Annotated in this window: 17 protein-coding genes and 1 tRNA gene; 16 read left to right on the top strand and 2 right to left on the bottom strand. The window is 71.1% G+C overall.

Features of this window, described 5'->3' with window-relative positions:
- Positions 1–308: 308 nt before the first annotated feature.
- The 12 genes from PU704_RS05305 (at position 309) to PU704_RS05250 (ending at position 12,452) form a co-directional block, all read left to right on the top strand.
- A complete protein-coding gene (locus PU704_RS05305; RefSeq protein WP_277550516.1) occupies positions 309–2,009 on the top strand; it encodes a sensor histidine kinase in 1,701 nt (566 codons plus the stop codon).
- Positions 2,010–2,239: 230 nt separating this feature from the next.
- Positions 2,240–2,482 (top strand): hypothetical protein, encoded by a 243-nt coding sequence (locus tag PU704_RS05300; RefSeq protein ID WP_277550515.1) that lies wholly within the window; start codon positions 2,240–2,242, stop codon positions 2,480–2,482.
- 592 nt (positions 2,483–3,074) lie between these two features.
- Positions 3,075–3,464 (top strand): hypothetical protein, encoded by a 390-nt coding sequence (locus PU704_RS05295; RefSeq protein WP_277550514.1) that lies wholly within the window; start codon positions 3,075–3,077, stop codon positions 3,462–3,464.
- 376 nt (positions 3,465–3,840) lie between these two features.
- Positions 3,841–5,004, top strand: coding sequence for a heparan-alpha-glucosaminide N-acetyltransferase domain-containing protein (locus tag PU704_RS05290; protein ID WP_277550513.1), 1,164 nt, complete (start codon positions 3,841–3,843; stop codon positions 5,002–5,004).
- A gap of 495 nt (positions 5,005–5,499) precedes the next feature.
- Positions 5,500–5,925, top strand: a complete 426-nt coding sequence (locus PU704_RS05285) for a hypothetical protein (RefSeq protein WP_277550512.1) — start codon at positions 5,500–5,502, stop codon at positions 5,923–5,925.
- A 634-nt stretch (positions 5,926–6,559) separates the two neighbouring features.
- Complete coding sequence (locus PU704_RS05280; protein WP_277550511.1) at positions 6,560–7,549, top strand: alpha/beta hydrolase family protein; 990 nt, start codon at positions 6,560–6,562, stop codon at positions 7,547–7,549.
- A gap of 636 nt (positions 7,550–8,185) precedes the next feature.
- Entirely contained in the window at positions 8,186–9,361 is a 1,176-nt protein-coding gene (locus tag PU704_RS05275) for a PP2C family protein-serine/threonine phosphatase (RefSeq protein WP_277550510.1), read from the top strand.
- Between the two features lie 341 nt (positions 9,362–9,702).
- Complete coding sequence (locus tag PU704_RS05270) at positions 9,703–10,554, top strand: MBL fold metallo-hydrolase (protein WP_277550509.1); 852 nt, start codon at positions 9,703–9,705, stop codon at positions 10,552–10,554.
- Between the two features lie 106 nt (positions 10,555–10,660).
- A complete protein-coding gene (locus PU704_RS05265; protein WP_277550508.1) occupies positions 10,661–11,023 on the top strand; it encodes a SpoIIAA family protein in 363 nt (120 codons plus the stop codon).
- A gap of 394 nt (positions 11,024–11,417) precedes the next feature.
- On the top strand, positions 11,418–11,975 hold the full coding sequence (locus PU704_RS05260; protein WP_277550507.1) for a GNAT family N-acetyltransferase: 558 nt from the start codon (positions 11,418–11,420) through the stop codon (positions 11,973–11,975).
- A 40-nt stretch (positions 11,976–12,015) separates the two neighbouring features.
- Complete coding sequence (locus PU704_RS05255) at positions 12,016–12,210, top strand: hypothetical protein (protein ID WP_277550506.1); 195 nt, start codon at positions 12,016–12,018, stop codon at positions 12,208–12,210.
- A 23-nt stretch (positions 12,211–12,233) separates the two neighbouring features.
- Positions 12,234–12,452, top strand: coding sequence for a hypothetical protein (locus PU704_RS05250; RefSeq protein WP_277550505.1), 219 nt, complete (start codon positions 12,234–12,236; stop codon positions 12,450–12,452).
- Between the two features lie 63 nt (positions 12,453–12,515).
- On the opposite strand, the gene PU704_RS05245 is transcribed toward PU704_RS05250, so the two are convergent.
- The gene (locus tag PU704_RS05245; protein WP_075872329.1) at positions 12,516–13,292 is read right to left on the bottom strand and encodes an HAD-IIA family hydrolase; all 777 of its coding nucleotides are present in this window, start codon (positions 13,290–13,292) and stop codon (positions 12,516–12,518) included.
- Positions 13,293–13,735: 443 nt separating this feature from the next.
- Here PU704_RS05245 and PU704_RS05240 point away from each other — a divergent pair, with 443 nt between their 5' ends.
- The 4 genes from PU704_RS05240 (at position 13,736) to PU704_RS05225 (ending at position 16,210) form a co-directional block, all read left to right on the top strand.
- Positions 13,736–14,836: an excalibur calcium-binding domain-containing protein gene (locus tag PU704_RS05240; protein WP_277550504.1), complete on the top strand. Its 1,101-nt coding sequence runs from the start codon at positions 13,736–13,738 to the stop codon at positions 14,834–14,836.
- A 257-nt stretch (positions 14,837–15,093) separates the two neighbouring features.
- A complete protein-coding gene (locus PU704_RS05235; protein WP_139318556.1) occupies positions 15,094–15,279 on the top strand; it encodes a hypothetical protein in 186 nt (61 codons plus the stop codon).
- A gap of 146 nt (positions 15,280–15,425) precedes the next feature.
- Positions 15,426–15,665, top strand: coding sequence for a hypothetical protein (locus PU704_RS05230; protein WP_277550503.1), 240 nt, complete (start codon positions 15,426–15,428; stop codon positions 15,663–15,665).
- A gap of 245 nt (positions 15,666–15,910) precedes the next feature.
- Complete coding sequence (locus PU704_RS05225; protein ID WP_277550502.1) at positions 15,911–16,210, top strand: hypothetical protein; 300 nt, start codon at positions 15,911–15,913, stop codon at positions 16,208–16,210.
- A gap of 159 nt (positions 16,211–16,369) precedes the next feature.
- Here the strand turns inward: PU704_RS05225 and PU704_RS05220 are convergent.
- Positions 16,370–16,455: transfer RNA gene (locus PU704_RS05220), tRNA-Leu, on the bottom strand.
- Between the last annotated feature and the right edge of the window lie 10 nt (positions 16,456–16,465).

Genomic DNA, 16,465 nt, shown 5'->3' with positions numbered 1-16,465 from the left:
GTTCACGACGTCGTCGCGGAACTCCTTGGGATAGGGCTTGGGCATGGTGTACATCCTTCCATCGACGCCTCTCAGCGCCACAGATCAGGTGTCACCTATCGGTGCATCAGTCCCCCCCACACCCTCATGCATGGGGATCCAGCACCGGACACCGCTTCTGGGCAGTTGAGGCGCACAGCTGAGGAGGGCAGAAACCGCTGCCATCGGCTTCGGCACGCCAGTGGTGGGGTGGGCAGGCAGTAATCTCTTCAGATGGCTGCTGCGTTCCCCCGCGCAGTGGTGGCTGCCTTCGTCGGAAGACTCCTGTTGTGGATTCCACTTTGCGTTTCCTATCCATCCGCGCCCTGCACGACAGCGAGCTGCCCGCCCGCAGACGCGCGCTGCTGAATCAGCTGCCGCTGTCGATCACCACGGCCTTGGTGTATGCGGGCAGCGCGGTGTTCCACACTCCACTGCTGGCCAATCCCTTGGTGTGGTGGGCCGCCGGCTTGTTCGTCCTGCTGCTGCTGGCCTGTGTGGTCGTGCCGTGGGAGCGACTGCCCGCCCGAGCCGTCCTGGTGCTTCCCGTACTGGACTTCGTGCCCATCGGCCTCCTGCGAGAAGGGATGTACCCCGAGGTGACCGGCACCGTGATGATGCTGTTGTTCCCGGTGCTGTGGCTGGTGACTTCCGGGCTCGTCCCGTACGGAGCCGCCTTGCTGGGGGCTGCCATGACACTGGTCGTGGTGTGGGTTCCGGTATTTGCCTCCCCGGTTCCGGTGACCGGTGATGCGCTGACCGGCGCGCTGCCGGTTCCTCTCCTGGTCCTGGCCATCGGTGCCACGGTCCAGGAGATCACCCACCAGCTGCGCGTGAAAGAAACCCAGCTGCGCGAGGCCCTGGCCACCACCGCCCACCGCAAACGCCTGCTCTACACGGTGCTGGACTCCATCAACAGCCGCGTTTTGGCCGTGGACACCGACGGCCGCCCCCTGGTGACCAACTACGGGATGCTGGCCGACTACGCCGGGCAGCGGGTGGCCCACGGCGCTGCAGCCGAGGCGTCGCTGCCGGGGATGTACACCGAGTCCGGGCGGCCGCTGACCTCCGCCCAGCGACCCATCGCCCGTGCGCTGGCCGGGGAGTCCTTCACCGACCACCTGGTGCGCTACGGGGAGGCCCCGACTCAACGGGTGCTCTCCGTCTCGGCGCGCACCATGCACAACGACGAGCACCAGCCCGAAGGTGCGGTGCTGTCCTTCCACGACGTCACCGAGCTGGTCAATGCCCTCAACGCCCAGGAGGAGTTCGTCACCGGGGTCTCCCACGAGCTGCGCACCCCGCTGACCTCCATCCGCGGTTACACCGAGCTGCTCACCATGGATGAGACCCTGTCCGAGACCACCCGCAGCGGCCTGGGAGTCATCGAACGCAACACCGAGCAGCTGCAGAACCTGGTCGACGACCTCCTCGGTGCCGGCAACGGGGCCGCCACCTTGCACCCAGCACCCACCGACCTCGTCGCCCTGCTCACCGAGGCCACCGCCGCCGCGGCACCCCGGGCAGCATCGGGCGCGGTGACACTGCAGACCCAGGCCCCACAGACCCTGATCGCCCACTGCGACCCGGTGCGGATCGGTCAGGTCCTGGACAACCTGCTCTCCAACGCGATCAAGTACTCCCGCCCCCACAGCACCGTCCATGTCCTCGCCACCCACCACCAGGGCAGCGCCCGCGTCGAGGTCATCGACCACGGCATCGGCATGGGACCCGAGGACACCGGACGAATCTTCGAGCGTTTCTACCGCAGCGCCACCGCGAGGATGAGCACCATCCCCGGACTGGGCATCGGGCTGGCCCTGTGCCGGGAGATCATCGAGCAGCACGGCGGGACCATCACCTGCCGCAGCGTCCTGGGCGAAGGCACCACCATGACCATCACCGTGCCGATCAACCCACCTTCAGCCACGCCCGCCTCCGGTGGTGCCTCCACCACCGACCACGACCCGGCACCAAACATCCTGGTCTGATCCAGCCCGAGGCGTCCGCCGTCCACGCTGGGCAACCAGGAACGCAGCAGCACCGCCCCGACCGCCCAGTCCTGGTCACAGCGGGCAGGTCGCGCAGTGCTCGAACGGGAGTGAGGCACACCACCTGTGGTGTTACCCACGAACCTCCCTACCCGGGTCCTGGCCGTCGGTGCGCTGTCGACAATGGGGTGGCGGATCGTCCGCCCCTGTTGCGAAAGGCGCCGCCTCCCATGACCAGTCCGCTCTCGAAACCCCCTGCCGGCCCGGCCACACCCATCACCGAGCTGGTTGTCGGCGATCACATCCAGGCCTGGACCGCAACGACCCTGTACTGCTCCGGCATCGTGGAACTGCTCGACCCTGACCTGGGAGTGCTGTGGGTCCGCGAGGACCCCATCGGAGCCCGCCGACTCCTGGACACTGAGGAGCACCAGATCCACCACCACCGCGCACCCACCTCACCTCTGCCCTGACCCCCAGCGGCCCAGCCCAGGCGAAGGAGCGCTGCTCGGCGCAGATTCCCCCGTCCGAGGCACGCCACCGGCGGTGTCCCCCCCACCAGCTCTCGGCCGCCCCTCCCAGCACATCACCGCCACCGCGTTCCAACGGTCGGTGCCACGGCCATCCCCAGCCGCTACCCCGGCCGGGAGGTGCGGACCGGAACCACGATAGGAAGTTGCCTTTCGATCAAGAAACGGTAACGTTGACACATCATCCCATCCGTCCGGTCGAGGGCCGGCAGGGGTGAGGTGGCTCGTGCCGAGGGCTCCAGCCGGGGGGCTGGAGCCCGGTACCGAGGGAAATGGCCGTCGCCCCGGTGGGCAGCAAGCCTGTGCTATCAGGCCGGTCGCCGGGGGGCGACTGCAGTTCCCGCCGGGGTGGCGCCCGTTCCGCATCCGGTCGAACCGACCGCACTGATCGCCATGGCCGCGGTTCTCCCGGCCCCTCTGCTCTGGTCGTTCCAGAACGTCGCCTCCAAGGGCTCGGCCGGGGCCGTGCCCAGGTGCCGAGTTCGCCCACCCCCCTCAGGCCCCGCTTGCCCTCTGGCATCGAAGGAGAACGCCCGTGCACCAGGACCCGACCGACGCCACCGGGCCCGCCACCTTGCTGGACCCCGCAGCCAGGGCGGCGCTCTTCGCCGCCCTGCGCCCGGCTCTTGAGGCCCTCGCCGATGAGGCCGCCGCCGACCCCGGGCTTTCTGCCCCGGCCCGGCGCGTCCTGCGGGCCGTGACCCGCACCCACAGTCAGGACACGCTGACACTGACCGATCTCGCCACCCGCTCCTCCACCGCCAAGGCCCGCCTGCCAGCCACCCTCACCGAGCTGGAAACCACCGGCTACCTGGCCCACCTCGCCGCCATCGCCGCACACCTGGCTGCGAGCCTACCCAGCCCGCCCTCACCACCGGCAGGCAGCGCTGATCCTCAGGCATCCGGCCGAGCAGCCGCAGCCTAGGGCAGTCGCTTCGTCGACCTGTTCATCCCCGCAACCCCATTGGTTCACCCACCTGACCAGCGCAAATGCTACAGTTTTCATGAAAAAAGTAAGCCATCTTACTTTGCGGATGCAACACCCTTGGTGATTCAACGGTCGTGGCCTATGACCTCGACTGCGTAGGGCGGGGGCATCCACCGCATGACGCTGCGCTACGGCGGACGGGGGTCCGGCGGCAGCCACTTCAGGGGGATCACCTGCCATGATCGGACCACACCGACGCACCAGCTCGACCACTCCAAGTTCCCCGGGGTCACCAGTAGCCTCGGAAGTTTCCCGCCGCGACCAGCCCCTCCCGCGGCCGGGGACTTCTGCCGCGCCAGGCAAGCGCCGGCTGGTGGGCATCGATGCCGCCCGGGGGGTGGCGCTGCTCGGACTGGCCTCCATCCACATTTTGCCGGCCTGGGTTCCGGGCACCTTTCAGCCCACCGCGCAGTGGACGGTGTTCGCCGGCCGGTCGGCGGCGCTGTTCGCGCTGCTGGCCGGGGTGAGTCTGGCCTTCTCCTCCGGCGGGCGCAGCCCGCACACCGGGAAGGCCATGGCCGCCGCCCGGGCCGGAATCGCGGTGCGGGCGGTATTGATCACCGCGATCGGGCTGAGCATCAACACCGTGGCCCTGGGCGCGTTGGGCCAGGCTGTGCCGGCGGTGAACATCCTGGTCTACTACGGGGCGTTCTTCCTGCTGGCCATTCCCTTCTTGGCCTTCTCGCCCCCTGTACTGTTCGTCATCGCCGGAGTGAGTGCGCTGGTCACCCCGGTGCTGATGCAATTGGCACGCGAGGCCGCACCGGCGGCCACCACGGTCAATTCCGGATTTGGGGAGCTGGTGGCCCAGCCTGGAGCGAGTCTCGTCCAGTTGCTGCTGACCGGCACCTACCCGGCCCTGCCGTACCTGACCTATCTGCTGGTCGGGCTCGCCCTCGGGCGCCTGGACCTGGCCGATGTCCAGGTGCAGGTGCTGCTGGTGGTCTTCGGGGTGATCCTGGCCGTGGCCGCCTGGGCGACCTACTGGGTGCTGATCCTCCAGGCCGGGGGCTACGACCAGCTCATGGCCCACAGCCCGTCCCTGTCCGAGGATCAGATCGATGAGGTCATCGTCTTCGGCCCGGACCCGGCCCTGCCCACCACCACCTGGTGGTGGCTGGCCATCCCCGGTCCGCACACCAACACCCCCCTGGCCCTGCTGCACGGCCTCGGCGCCTCGATGGCCGTGCTCGGCGGGTTCCTGCTGCTGGCCCGCCGCCTGCAGGGCTGGTTGCTGCCCCTGAGCGCGATGGGCTCGATGACCCTGACCCTGTACACCACCCACCTGCTGGCCCTGTCGACCGAGGCGCACTACGACCAGCCCTACCTATGGTTCGCCCTGCACCTCCTCATCGCTGCCGCCTTCGCGCTGGTGTGGCAACAATTCCTCGGACAAGGCCCCCTGGAACGCCTCATCGCCCGCGCCGTGTCCACCACCCGCCGCCGGGTGCTGGCCACCCAGCACCGGACACCCTGACCCACCCGGGACCCGCGCCTCATCACAGCGCACAGCGCCCACCCGAGGCATTAGGCTCCCCTGCCCCGACGGCTCGGTGAGCAACACAGCAGAAAAGAGCGCAGAGAGCCGATGCCCCACCACCATCGTCGAGACACCACCTCCCAGGGGCAGAAAGACACCACGCCACCAACACCAGCGGCACCACCGGCGCTGTGCGTGATTTTGCTGCTCATCGGGCTGGGAGGGATGGTGCATGGGCTGAGCCACGGCCACTGGCTGCCCGCCGCCGGCAACGCAGCAATCATGGCCATCGCCGCCTGGGGACTTCGCCGCCCCCACCGCCACGCTCTCACCCTCCGACAGGTACTGCCCAGAACAACAGCGACAGATGCGCCCGAGCCCCCACAGACGAGCCCTTCCTCCATCGGCGCGAACCCCGCACCCCGCCCGGGCCCCGTGTTGCCGGCACCGCTGATCAACACCACCGGCACACTCGACCGGCAGCTTCCGGCTGTGGACTCCTTCACCCTCACCGGCCACCATCACGCAACCCCCACCGGTGCGACCGCCCACCTGACCCTCACCCTCCCCCCGGGTACGCACGCCTCCACCACCGCGGTGATCGACGCGCTGCTCACCGTCGGGCACCGCCTCCTCCACGACCAAGGGCTGGCCGACCACACCCTCCCGGACGTGGACGTCACGTCCGTGGACCGCACCGACACACCACCTCGCCATCACCTCGGCACCACGTTCACCGTGCACATCATCAACGACCTCGCCACCTGCACCTCCAGCATCACCACCAACCCTGGTCAACCACAGGTCAGCCCCCACCAAGTGCTCCTGATCGCCGCCACCCTCCTGGCCGGGGCCGACCACCTTCTGGACCGTTCACATCACCTGCCCCAGCACCACGTCGGACACACACCGCGCTGACGCACCCCACCCGACCCGGAAACCGGATCCGATAGGTCCCCCACCGGGCATCAGGCCTGTCACGCACCCCCAGTCCTCCTTCCCCACCAGGCTCCCTCCTCTCGCGTCCCGGTTCTCCGGTGACTGTCCTCCCGCTGTGTTCGGCCCCGAGCCCGGGAGTGCCCAAGAACACGGCACCACACATGCCCGGGCCGGACACCACGGGGATCGCTGCCACGAGGCCGGTTCACCCAGCACTGCAGGACACCCCTGTGCCAGGCGGACACATCGGGATCGCACACCAGATGACGATGCATGTCACCGGCCATCGCCGACACCACCCGGTTCGAGTGCTTATGCAAATACACTGATATGCATGGACCGGTGATAGGGCGGAGCCCCCTGCAAGACCCAACTCCTCCCCCGCACCGGATGGACCGCCCTCGAGGGCGGTCCATGGTCCTGGTGACCGCCTGCCCCGCGATGACGATCTCCTCCGATGGCTACACCGTGCCGCCGGGGTGGCCGGCTACTGCCTGACCCTTCCGCTCCACCCGATCCCGATCACGAGGCTGCCCGTCACGCACCGCACCCCTGGCCGCCGAGCACCACCCTGCGGGGTGGATCTCTGCTGCCCTCCTGAAAGGAACCCGCCATGCGCAAGCGTCCCCTCGCGGCCCTCACCTTGGCTGCCGCTCTTGCGTTCTCCCCCTCTCCCGCCTATGCCGCCCCGTCGCTGTCCGAGTACATGGACACGGTCGAGGGCAAGATGTGGGACAAACTCCAGGCCTGGCTGGAACTTTGGCACGCCGAACAGCACGCCGCTGCCCCTGCAGCACCACCCTCGGCGGCCCCGACCCCGGCGCCCTCGGCCACGCCCACCGCGACGCCGACAGTTCCGCCCTCGACCCCGGTGCCCGCAGTTCCGGCCGGTCACACGACCGGCGGCACCGGCGGCGCCTACACCGATCGTCAGACCGTGAGCTTCACCGGCGCCGGCAGGACCTCCCAGTACCACGTCTACGCCGGGCACATCGACCGGACGAAGCCGGTCAAGCTCCACGTCCACCTCCACGGCGACGGCGCCTACGAGTACATGTCCCCGACCTCCGCGGTGCCTCGGGCCTATCTGGCCGAGGCCAAGAAGGACAACGCCATCCTGGTGATCCCCAAGACCCCGAACGCGGACAACACCTGGTGGAAAGACCGCACCGCCTCCGACTGGCTGGCCGCCCTCGTGCAGGACTTCTACGCCAAGTACCCGATCGATCGCTCCGACGTCTGGTTCACCGGTTTCTCCGGCGGCTCCCAGGCCCTGTCCCAGCACTTCATCCCCAGCCACTACGGACTGATCCACGGCGGCGGTGCAGTACTCGTCGGTGGCGGTGGCGTCTACACGAACAACCTCACCCCAGCCGGGGCTGCACTGGGCAAGAACTTCGAAGTGCACTACGTAGCCGGCACGGCCGACACCGGCGGAACCGGCAGCAACAACAACGGCTTCAACGCCTACCGCGCCGCCACCACCAGCGCCCCGAAGTGGCGCACCGCCGGCTTCACCGACGTCACCCTCGACGAGATCACCGGAGCAACCCACAACAGCGTGGCAGCCCACGGGCCCCGCGCCGTCGACCAGTACCGCTAACCACTCACCAATCCACCACCCCGGCGGGGCCGCACCACAGTGCGGCCCCGCCCCACGCCACCGACGCAACCGACGCAACCGACGCAACCGACGCAACCGACGCAACCGACGCAACCGACGCAACCGACGCAACCGACGCAACCGACGCAACCGACGCAACCGAGGAAAATCTCAGTTCTGACCACCGAGACCCGGCCACAACACGTCATCGGCCGCGGCTCCCCTCCTATGTGAATTGCCGGTGCAGCAGCCCCACGAACTACTGTCCAGCCCAGAAAAGATGCCCAGGCGACTTGTCTCACAACCAAAGCGTCTCGAATCCCTTGGATTGCGAGAGGATCACCTCCGGCCCACGCGGACTGGGTCCGGACTGCAGGGCCGGACGCGTTACCGCAAGTGCCGCATGGTGGCCGGGCGCCCTCCCGTCAGCACGAGAGCAGCGCAAGGCGGGCCCGTCCGTCAGCGAGTCGTCCTGGCCGCGTGTGCGGCCCTCGGTGCAGGTCGCGCACCGGCCCGCGCAGCGCCCGGGCCGTGCGGCCCAGCATCTGCGCACAGACGTCGCTGGGACCCGGTCGCGAGGGAGACCGTCGACGTGGCGGCGTGGCACGCGCGACATCGATCGGTAGCGTGGATTGTATGCAGACGCACATAGATCATCAGGAGCAGGTGCGGGTCGCGGCCCTCCACGACCTCAAGATCTTGGACACGCCACGGGAGGAGCGCTACGACCGTGTCGTCCGCATCGCGCGGGAGGTCTTCCAGGTGGCGGCCGCCGCGGTCAACCTGATCGACACCGAGCGCCAGTTCACCAAGGCCGAAGCCGGGTTGCCGGGACTCGTGCACACCCCGCGCACCGATTCCCTGTGCAACCACACCGTCGCCCGTGACGCGCCGCTGATCGTGCCGGACGCGACCACCGAGGAGCTGTTCCGCGGTAATCCGTTCGTGACCACCGATCCGCCGGTGCGCTTCTACGCCGGTCAGCCGCTGCACGCCCCCGGTGGGGAGGCGGTGGGCTCGCTGTGCCTGGTCGACCATCACCCCCGGCAGCTCAGTGACCGGGAGCAGCGCCTGCTGGCCGAGCTGGCCGGGTGGGTGGAGCGCGAGCTCGCCGCCCAGGGAGAGCTCGACCGCGCCGAGCAGATCCAGCAGATGCTCATGCCCAAGACCGATCCGGCGCTGCCGGGGTGGGAGATCGCCGGGCGGTGCACCGCCGCGCAGTCGATCGGCGGTGACTTCTACGACTGGTTCCGCAACGGGGACCGGTTGCAGCTGACGCTGGCCGATGTGATGGGCAAGGGCATCCCGGCAGCGCTGCTCTCCGCCTCGGTGCGCGCGGTGCTGCGCGGGACCTTCCAGTACAACGAGCCGGCCCAGGCGATCGCCCGTGCCACCGGGGCCCTGGACCCGCTGCTGGAGGAGGCCGGAGCCTTCGTCACCGTGTTCACCGCCCGCCTGTCCTCCACGACCGGGGTGCTCGAGTACGTGGACGCCGGTCACGGCCTGGCCCTCGTGCTGGGGCCTGATGGTGCCCACAGGCGCCTGGAGACCTCAGGGCCTCCACTGGGCGCAGTGCCCGGGACGCAGTGGTGGATCCACACCACGGTGCTGGAGGCCGGCGAGACCCTGTTGGTGGTCTCCGACGGGTTCCTCGACTACTTCGCCGACATCGACGAGGCGATCGCGAGCGCCGCGGCGGCCAACGCCACGGCGGCCACGGCCGCCGAGCTGGTCGAGCGGTGCACCGGCTACGCCAGGTCCGCCGGTCTCGACGACGACTCCACGGTGCTCGCCCTGCGGCGTACGGTCTGAGCCCGGGTCAGAACCAGCACGGGGAGAGCGATCGCCGTGGGCTCGATGCAGGCGCTCTTCCGGACGGCCGCAACGAGCAGCTCCTCGGTCTCGTCCTTGGGCTTGCCGGCCCGGACGCGCGAGGGGCTGCGGCCCGTGGACCGGCTCAGCCAGCGGTCCTGCGGAGGGCCGACCGTCGTAGCGGCGACGGGAGGACTCAGAGCACCGACTGTCCTCCGTGTTCGCCACACACGTCGCGCACCGCGACGGCGCCGGTGCCGTGCCCGCCGCTCAGCACGAAGCAGCGGGGTGCCGGTTAGAGTCGGAGCACCCCCGTCGTCACCTCAGGAGCCTCGCACCGCATGACCCGCTGGACCACCGCCGCCAACACCCACGACCTCGGATCGGGCACCACCCTGGTCACCGGCCCGGGGTCGAACTGGCTGATCCTGCGCGACGGGACCTCCTACACGCTGATCGACTGCGGCTACCCCGGCGACCGGGACCTCGTGGAGGCCTCCATCGACGCCGCCGGCGCCACCGGTCTGCCCGAGGCCGTGGTCGTCACCCACGCCCACGGCGACCACATCGGCACCCTGGACCGCTACATCGCCGCCGGCGTCCCGGTGCACTGCGCGGCCGCCGAGGTCCCGAACCTCACCGGCACGGCCCGCGAGCAGATCGGCCCGAGGGAGTCCCTGCCCCGGGCGGTCACCTCCCTCGGCTGGGCGACGTGGTGCCTCCACGCCCTGCGTGCCGGCGGCCTGAAGGATGTCACCGTCGAGGGCACCGCGCTGACCCCGTTCAACCAGGCCACCGAGGTGCTGGACCTGCCCGGTTCCCCGCGGCCGGTGGCCACCTCGGGCCACACCTCCGGGCACACCGCCTACCTGGTCGGGGACACCGGGATCCTGGCCGCCGGGGACGCCGTGGTCACCGGGCACCGGACGACCACGGCGAGCGGGGTGCCGCACCTGTTGCCGGAGCCCTTCCACCACGACCTCGATGACGCCGGGACGGCGGCCCGCGCGCTGCTGTCGGGAGTGGACTTCGACGTCCTGGCCCCGGGCCACGGCCCGTACGTCCGCGTGCCCACCGGCCGGCGCCTCACGATCGACCGAAATGTGCGCGCCCGCACCGGTGGGCGGCGGGGCGCGGCAGGCGATCCTCGCCGCCGACCCCGCCGGGATCGATCCTCCCCAGGGGGGTCCTGACACCCCCGGGGTGTCACGGCTCGGCGATCTGTTGAGTGCCGGCACCGCCGGTCCTAGCCTGGAAGCCGCAGATCCGCTCCGCCGCGACCCAGGAGGAGAGTCGGCCATGCTGGAGACCACGGTGCAGTCCGGCACCAACATCGTCACGATCACCGCCGACGGCGGGGTCACCGCCGAGGACATGCAGCGCATGCGTGCGGTCCTCGACGAGGTCGTCCGCGAGCACGACAGCGTGCGGATGGTCGCCGTCCGGGACGACATCGACTTCGCCGACATCTCCCCGAGGGCGCTGTGGCTGGACCTGAAGTCCGCCGGCTACCTCAAGAAGCTCGAGCGCCTGGCGGTGGTCACCGACGTCGACTGGGAGGCGAAGCTGTCCGAGTGGACCACCGACCTCCTCCACGTCCCCACACGCCGGTTCCGCCTCGACGAGCGCACCGCGGCACTGGCCTGGATCAGCCAGCCCTGACCCACGCGGCCCCGTCACGACTCCACGATCCCGGTCGTCGACCCGTCCGGGCGGCAGGAAGTGCGGTCGGGACGTGCTGCACCCAGCATCGGGCTCGATCTGCCGCGCTGGACCACGCCATCAGCCCGGAGCCCGGCCTAGTGAACGTCTCGGGGCCCTGGTCCGCGTCCGGGCGCGGAGCACACCTGGCCGTGGCTGCTGCGGTCCGCGTCGGCTCGTCGGCCTGCCGCGAGGGGGACGAGACCCCCACGAGGGCACACTCGGCGTCCCACCACGGGGAGCACGCAGGCGTCCCGGTGCCCACGACCGCTCGAACCCTCACCCGCGCTCCCGGGCCGCCCGCAGGACTCGATGCCCCCTACAGGTCAGCTGCCGGTGCCGCTACGATCGCCCCATGTCCTCCCCCGGCATCGACGTCCGCCCCGCCACCGCCGACGACTACCCGGCCGCCGCCGAGCTCTACCGGCGGGTCGCCCGGGGCCGGGAGCTGTCCCGCGCGTGGTTCACGGCGTGGCGGGACACCACCACGGTCGCGGTCGCGCACGGGGACGTCGTCGGGCTGTGCCACGGCAACCACGCCTCGGCGACCTGGCAGAGCTTCGTCGTGGAGCCGGAGCCGGCGCTGGAGTGGCGGTGCAGCTACCTCGACACCCTCGTCGTGGCCCGTTCGCACCGCGGCCACGGCGTCGGGACGGCGCTGCTCGAGCAGTTCCTGGACGCCGCACGTGCGGCCGGCAGCACCTGGGTGGTGCTGCGGCCGGTGCCCGCCGATCCGCGGGAGGGCTTCGACGAGCTGCTGGCCTTCTACGGGGCGGCCGGCTTCGTGCCGCTGCGGCACCGGCTGACCCACGGGCTGACGAACGCCCTGGTGCTCGGCCGCGCCGTGGTCCCCCGCCCCGACCACGTCATCCGGCCGCTGGAGGTCGACGCCACGGTCCCCGGCGGCCGCTGATCGTGGTGCCTCTGCGGCGGCGCCGCAGTAGATTCGGAGGATGAGCATCGTCGTTCCCGCCGCCGCCGACCTCGTCGAGCCCGGCTCACCGGCCAGCATCGTGCTGTTCGTCCTGGTGAGCCTGGGCGTGATCGGCCTGGTCGTCACGATCCTCCTGCGCACCCGTCGTCAACAGCGTGACGTCCCGCCCCGTCCCCGCGGGGAGGACGGCGAGCCGGGCGCCGACGGCGACTGAGCCCCACCCGGAACGGAGTCGCCGTGCCCGACGACAGCACCGCCCTCGGTGATCTCCACGACGAGGCGGCGATCGAGGACGCGATCCTGCGCACCGAGGAGCTGCTCGCCCACGCGGTGGACCTGGGCTACGGCGCCGGGAACGCCCGCGACGACCGGGCGGAGCTGCAGCGGGCCCACCCCGGGTTCAGCCCCGAGCACCTGGCCCAGGCGCTGAGCTGGGGCCACCGCAGCGCGCGCTGAGCCCAGCCCCCGAGGAGTCCGGGTGGGTCGGCGCGGCACGCTCGACCGTGCCCCGGCGCCGTGTCAGACGAGATCGATGACGTCGGCGATCGAGTCCAGCACCCGCCCCGGGCGGTACGGATACCTAGTGACGTCCGCCGCACGGGTGGAGCCGCTGAGCACCAGGATGGTCTCGAGTCCGGCTTCGATGCCCGCGACGACGTCGGTGTCCATCCGGTCACCGATCATCACCGTGGTCTCGGAGTGGGCCTCGATCCGGTTCATCGCGCTGCGGAACATCATCGGATTGGGCTTGCCCACGAAGTACGGAACGGCGCCGGTGGCCCGGGTGATCAGGGCCGCGACCGCCCCGGTCGCCGGCAGCGGGCCCTCCGCCGAGGGACCCGTGGAGTCCGGGTTGGTCGCGATGAAGCGTGAGCCCGACTCGATCAGCCGGATCGCCTTGGTGATGGCCTCGAACGAGTACGTCCGGGTCTCCCCCAGGACCACGTAGTCGGGGCTGACATCGGTGAGGGTGTAGCCCACCTCGTACAGCGCGGTGGTCAGGCCCGCCTCACCGACCACGTACGCCGACCCACCCGGGACCTGGTCGGCGAGGAACCCCGCGGTGGCCAGCGCCGAGGTCCAGATCGACTCCTCGGGGACGGTCAGGCCGCTCTTCGCCAGCCGGGCCGCGAGGTCGCGGGGGGTGTAGATGGAGTTGTTGGTGAGCACCAGGAAGCGGCGCTCCCGGTCGACGAGTCTCTGCAGGAAGTCCGCAGCGCCGGGAAGGGCCTGGTCCTCGTGGACCAGCACCCCGTCCATGTCCGTCAACCAGCACTCCGGGTGGGACCGGTCCATCACCACACCTCGTCTCCAGGATCTCGCGGGCAACCTTCCACGATGCTACTGCCAGGACGGGCACCGGCGGCGGCCAGTAGCTCCTGCCGGCCCGTCCGAGGCATCGTGCGTCCCGCGCGGGCCACCGGCTCCCCCGACTTCCGCGCAGCAGGTGGCCCCTCGGTCCCTGTGTGCATCCGGCCACAAGGGACCACAGGATCGAGCGGTGCTGATCTCCGGTGCGCGGCAGGGACGGGTCCCGCTGTCCCGGGTGGGCCGGACGGCCGCTGGAGCCGGCCGGCTCCCCTCGTCCCGGCGCACGGGGCAGGCACGGGGCGGGGGCGTCACATCGGGCGCGCGTTCGCATTGGTGACCGACCGGTAGGAAGATGGGAACGTCTCGATCCCCCGCGCCGGCCACGCCCGATCCCCCGTGGCACCCGACCCCCTCCCCCCTGGAGCGACATGACCCACACCCTCCCCTCCCACTCTCGCGCCCGCTCCGCCGCGGCCTGGACCTCGGCGGCCATGGCCCTGGCCCTGATCACCGGATGCTCCAGTTCCGTGGCCGACCCCGGCGCAGACTCCGCCGCCATCGGGAGCACGACCACCACGCCCACGACCCCCAGCACCCCCGCCGAGACCGCCTCCGCTCCGACCGAGCCGACGGCGGCCACCGCATCGGCGGCTGCCTCCTCCGAGGCGCTGACCGCGCTGAACGGACTGACGGTCGCGGCCCGCGGCACCATGTCCGACTACGACCGCGAGGGACTGTTCGGCGGGTGGATCGACGCCGACGGCGACTGCGAGGACACCCGCCAGGAGATCCTCAACCGCGACCTCGACGACGTCGTCTCCGCCGACGGGTGCACCGTCGACTCCGGGGTCCTGGACCCGGACCCCTACACCGCCACCACCATCGACTTCGTGCGCGGCCCGGCCACCTCCTCCGACGTGCAGATCGACCATGTGGTCTCACTCGGCAACGCCTGGATCACGGGGGCCCGGAACCTGTCGGCGGACGAGCGGGTGGAGTTGGCCAACGACCCGCTGAACCTGCTGGCGGTGGACGGGCCGACCAACCAGGCGAAGTCCGACAAGGCCGCCGATGCGTGGCTGCCGCCGAACGTGGACTTCCGGTGCGAGTTCGTCGCCGTCCAGATCGCGGTGAAGGCCAAGTACGAGCTGTGGGTCACCGCCCCGGAGAAGACCGCGATGACCGAGGTGCTCGCCGGTTGCGCCGGCCAGGACCTCCCCACCGGCGCGGTCCTCGCCGACCTCGCCGCCACGGTCCCGGAGCCGGTCGTGGACGCACCCGAGCCGGAGCCCGCTGCGGCGGCACCCGCGCCGGTCGCCCCGGAGCCGGCCCCGGCGGCTCCGGCCCCGGTCGCTCATGCCCCGGTCGCTCCGGCCCCGGAGCCAGATCCGGTCCCGGCAGCACCGGCCGTCGGGTTCGCGAACTGCACGGAGGCCAGGGCCGCCGGTGCGACCCCGCTCCATGTCGGCTCCCCGGGCTACGCGCCCAAGCTGGACCGCGACGGCGACGGAGTGGCCTGCGAGGGCTGAGCACGGCTCCACCCGCACGAAGCCCCGCTGCTCCGCGGCCCGACAGGGACGGGGACGGCGGGGTTCCACCGTTCACCCGGCCGCCGCTCACGAGGACCGGGGAACGCCGGCCGCGGCTGCGGTCGACGTCGCCGGGGCCGTCCCGTCGGCTCCGGGTCCGGGGCACTGCGCACCCGGGCCGGGTCGCAACCACGGCAGCCCCGGTCACAGACCGGTCGCGTCTGGAACACCCGCGCGGTGCGTGCCATCATGCCCGCATGACGCACATGAGGAAGAACGTGACCGCTCCGGCTCGCCACCAGGCTCCTCTTGCCGAGGAGCTCCGTGTGCCCTTCTGGATCGTGCTCGCCGGGGTGGGTGCCGGCGCACTGTGGGCGCTGGCGGGCGTGGTCGTCGGCTCCTGGGTGCGCAGCCGCGGCCTCCGCGCACGCGGCGCGCACTGACCGGCTCCCTGCACGACGGCTCCCCGGCCGGAGCCGGTGGCCCGTCGCGCCCGTCGAACGCGGCGCCGCCGCGCACGCGGCGCCCACGAGGACCCGCCGAGGTCGCCCGGCAACCCCATGTCGTGCTGCCCGGGGAGGAGGCCGCGGTGCCGGTGAACACCGTGCACCGGTGGGCGAACCAGGGCTCGTCCACGGTGCGGGCCCTGGCGGAGATCACTCCGGCCAGCGAGGGGTTCGAGAGGGGGCTGCCGATCCTCTACGGGTTGGCCGGCGACGGGGTGTCCACCTCCCAGGGTGTGCCGCGCGACCCGCTGGTGGCGGCGTGGATCATGGAGCTCACCGACATGCGCCTGCCCGGAGTCTCCCGGGTGGTCACGGGCCGGTGATCCACGCGCTGCCCCGGCAGCCGGCGCCCGGGCTGCGGCAGCACAGCCCGCCACGTCGTCCGTCGCCGGGTGGTCCGGACCGGGGCGCGCCGCGCCGGTTTCCGGCTCTCAGCCACCGATAATGGTGTCCGGTGAGCACCACGGTCCCGCGCTCACCATCCCTTCCCCCATCGGCCTCTCCTTCCCCGGAGGTACCCCATGCCCGCTTCCCCCTGCTCGCGCCTCCACCCCGCAGGCGGCCCCCGATGATCCTGCCGGTCTTCGAGCCTGCCCTCCCCGTCCTGCTGGCCGCCACCGGATCCATCCTGGCCGTCGCCGGGCTGCTGATCATCGCCGGCCGCCGACGCCGCGGCTTCGTCGCCGTGGGCGCCTGCGTCCTGGTGGCCGGCGTGGCGATCATCTCCCCTTCCACCACCTCGCACACGGCCCGGGCCACGGTGACCGCCACCTCCGAGGCGATCACCGGGCTCACCGGTCGCGCCGATCCGGGACCTGACCCGGCGGACGGGGAGATCGTGGCCGTGGAGACACGGGCGGCTCCCTGAGAACCGCCGCGGCGCGGCACCGCCCGGGTCAGTGGTCCGTCCTCGTGCGCACGCTGCCCGGTGCGGGCCACGGACATGACAAAAGCCCCGTCGTCGGCAGGAGTTTCTTTCCTGTCGACGACGGGGCTTCCGTCCCGGGCCAGAACCGCCCGATTCCTGTGCGCGAGGGGGGACTTGAACCCCCACCCTCTAATACGAGGACTAGCACCTCAAGCTAGCGCGTCTGCCTATTCCGCCACCCGCGCGAGTGGATCC

This window comes from Kocuria oceani, from assembly GCF_029524215.1.
Taxonomy (GTDB): Bacteria; Actinomycetota; Actinomycetes; order Actinomycetales; family Micrococcaceae; genus Kocuria; species Kocuria oceani.
Note: the sequence above shows the minus strand (reverse complement) of the source record. Positions and strands in the feature narration are given on the sequence as shown.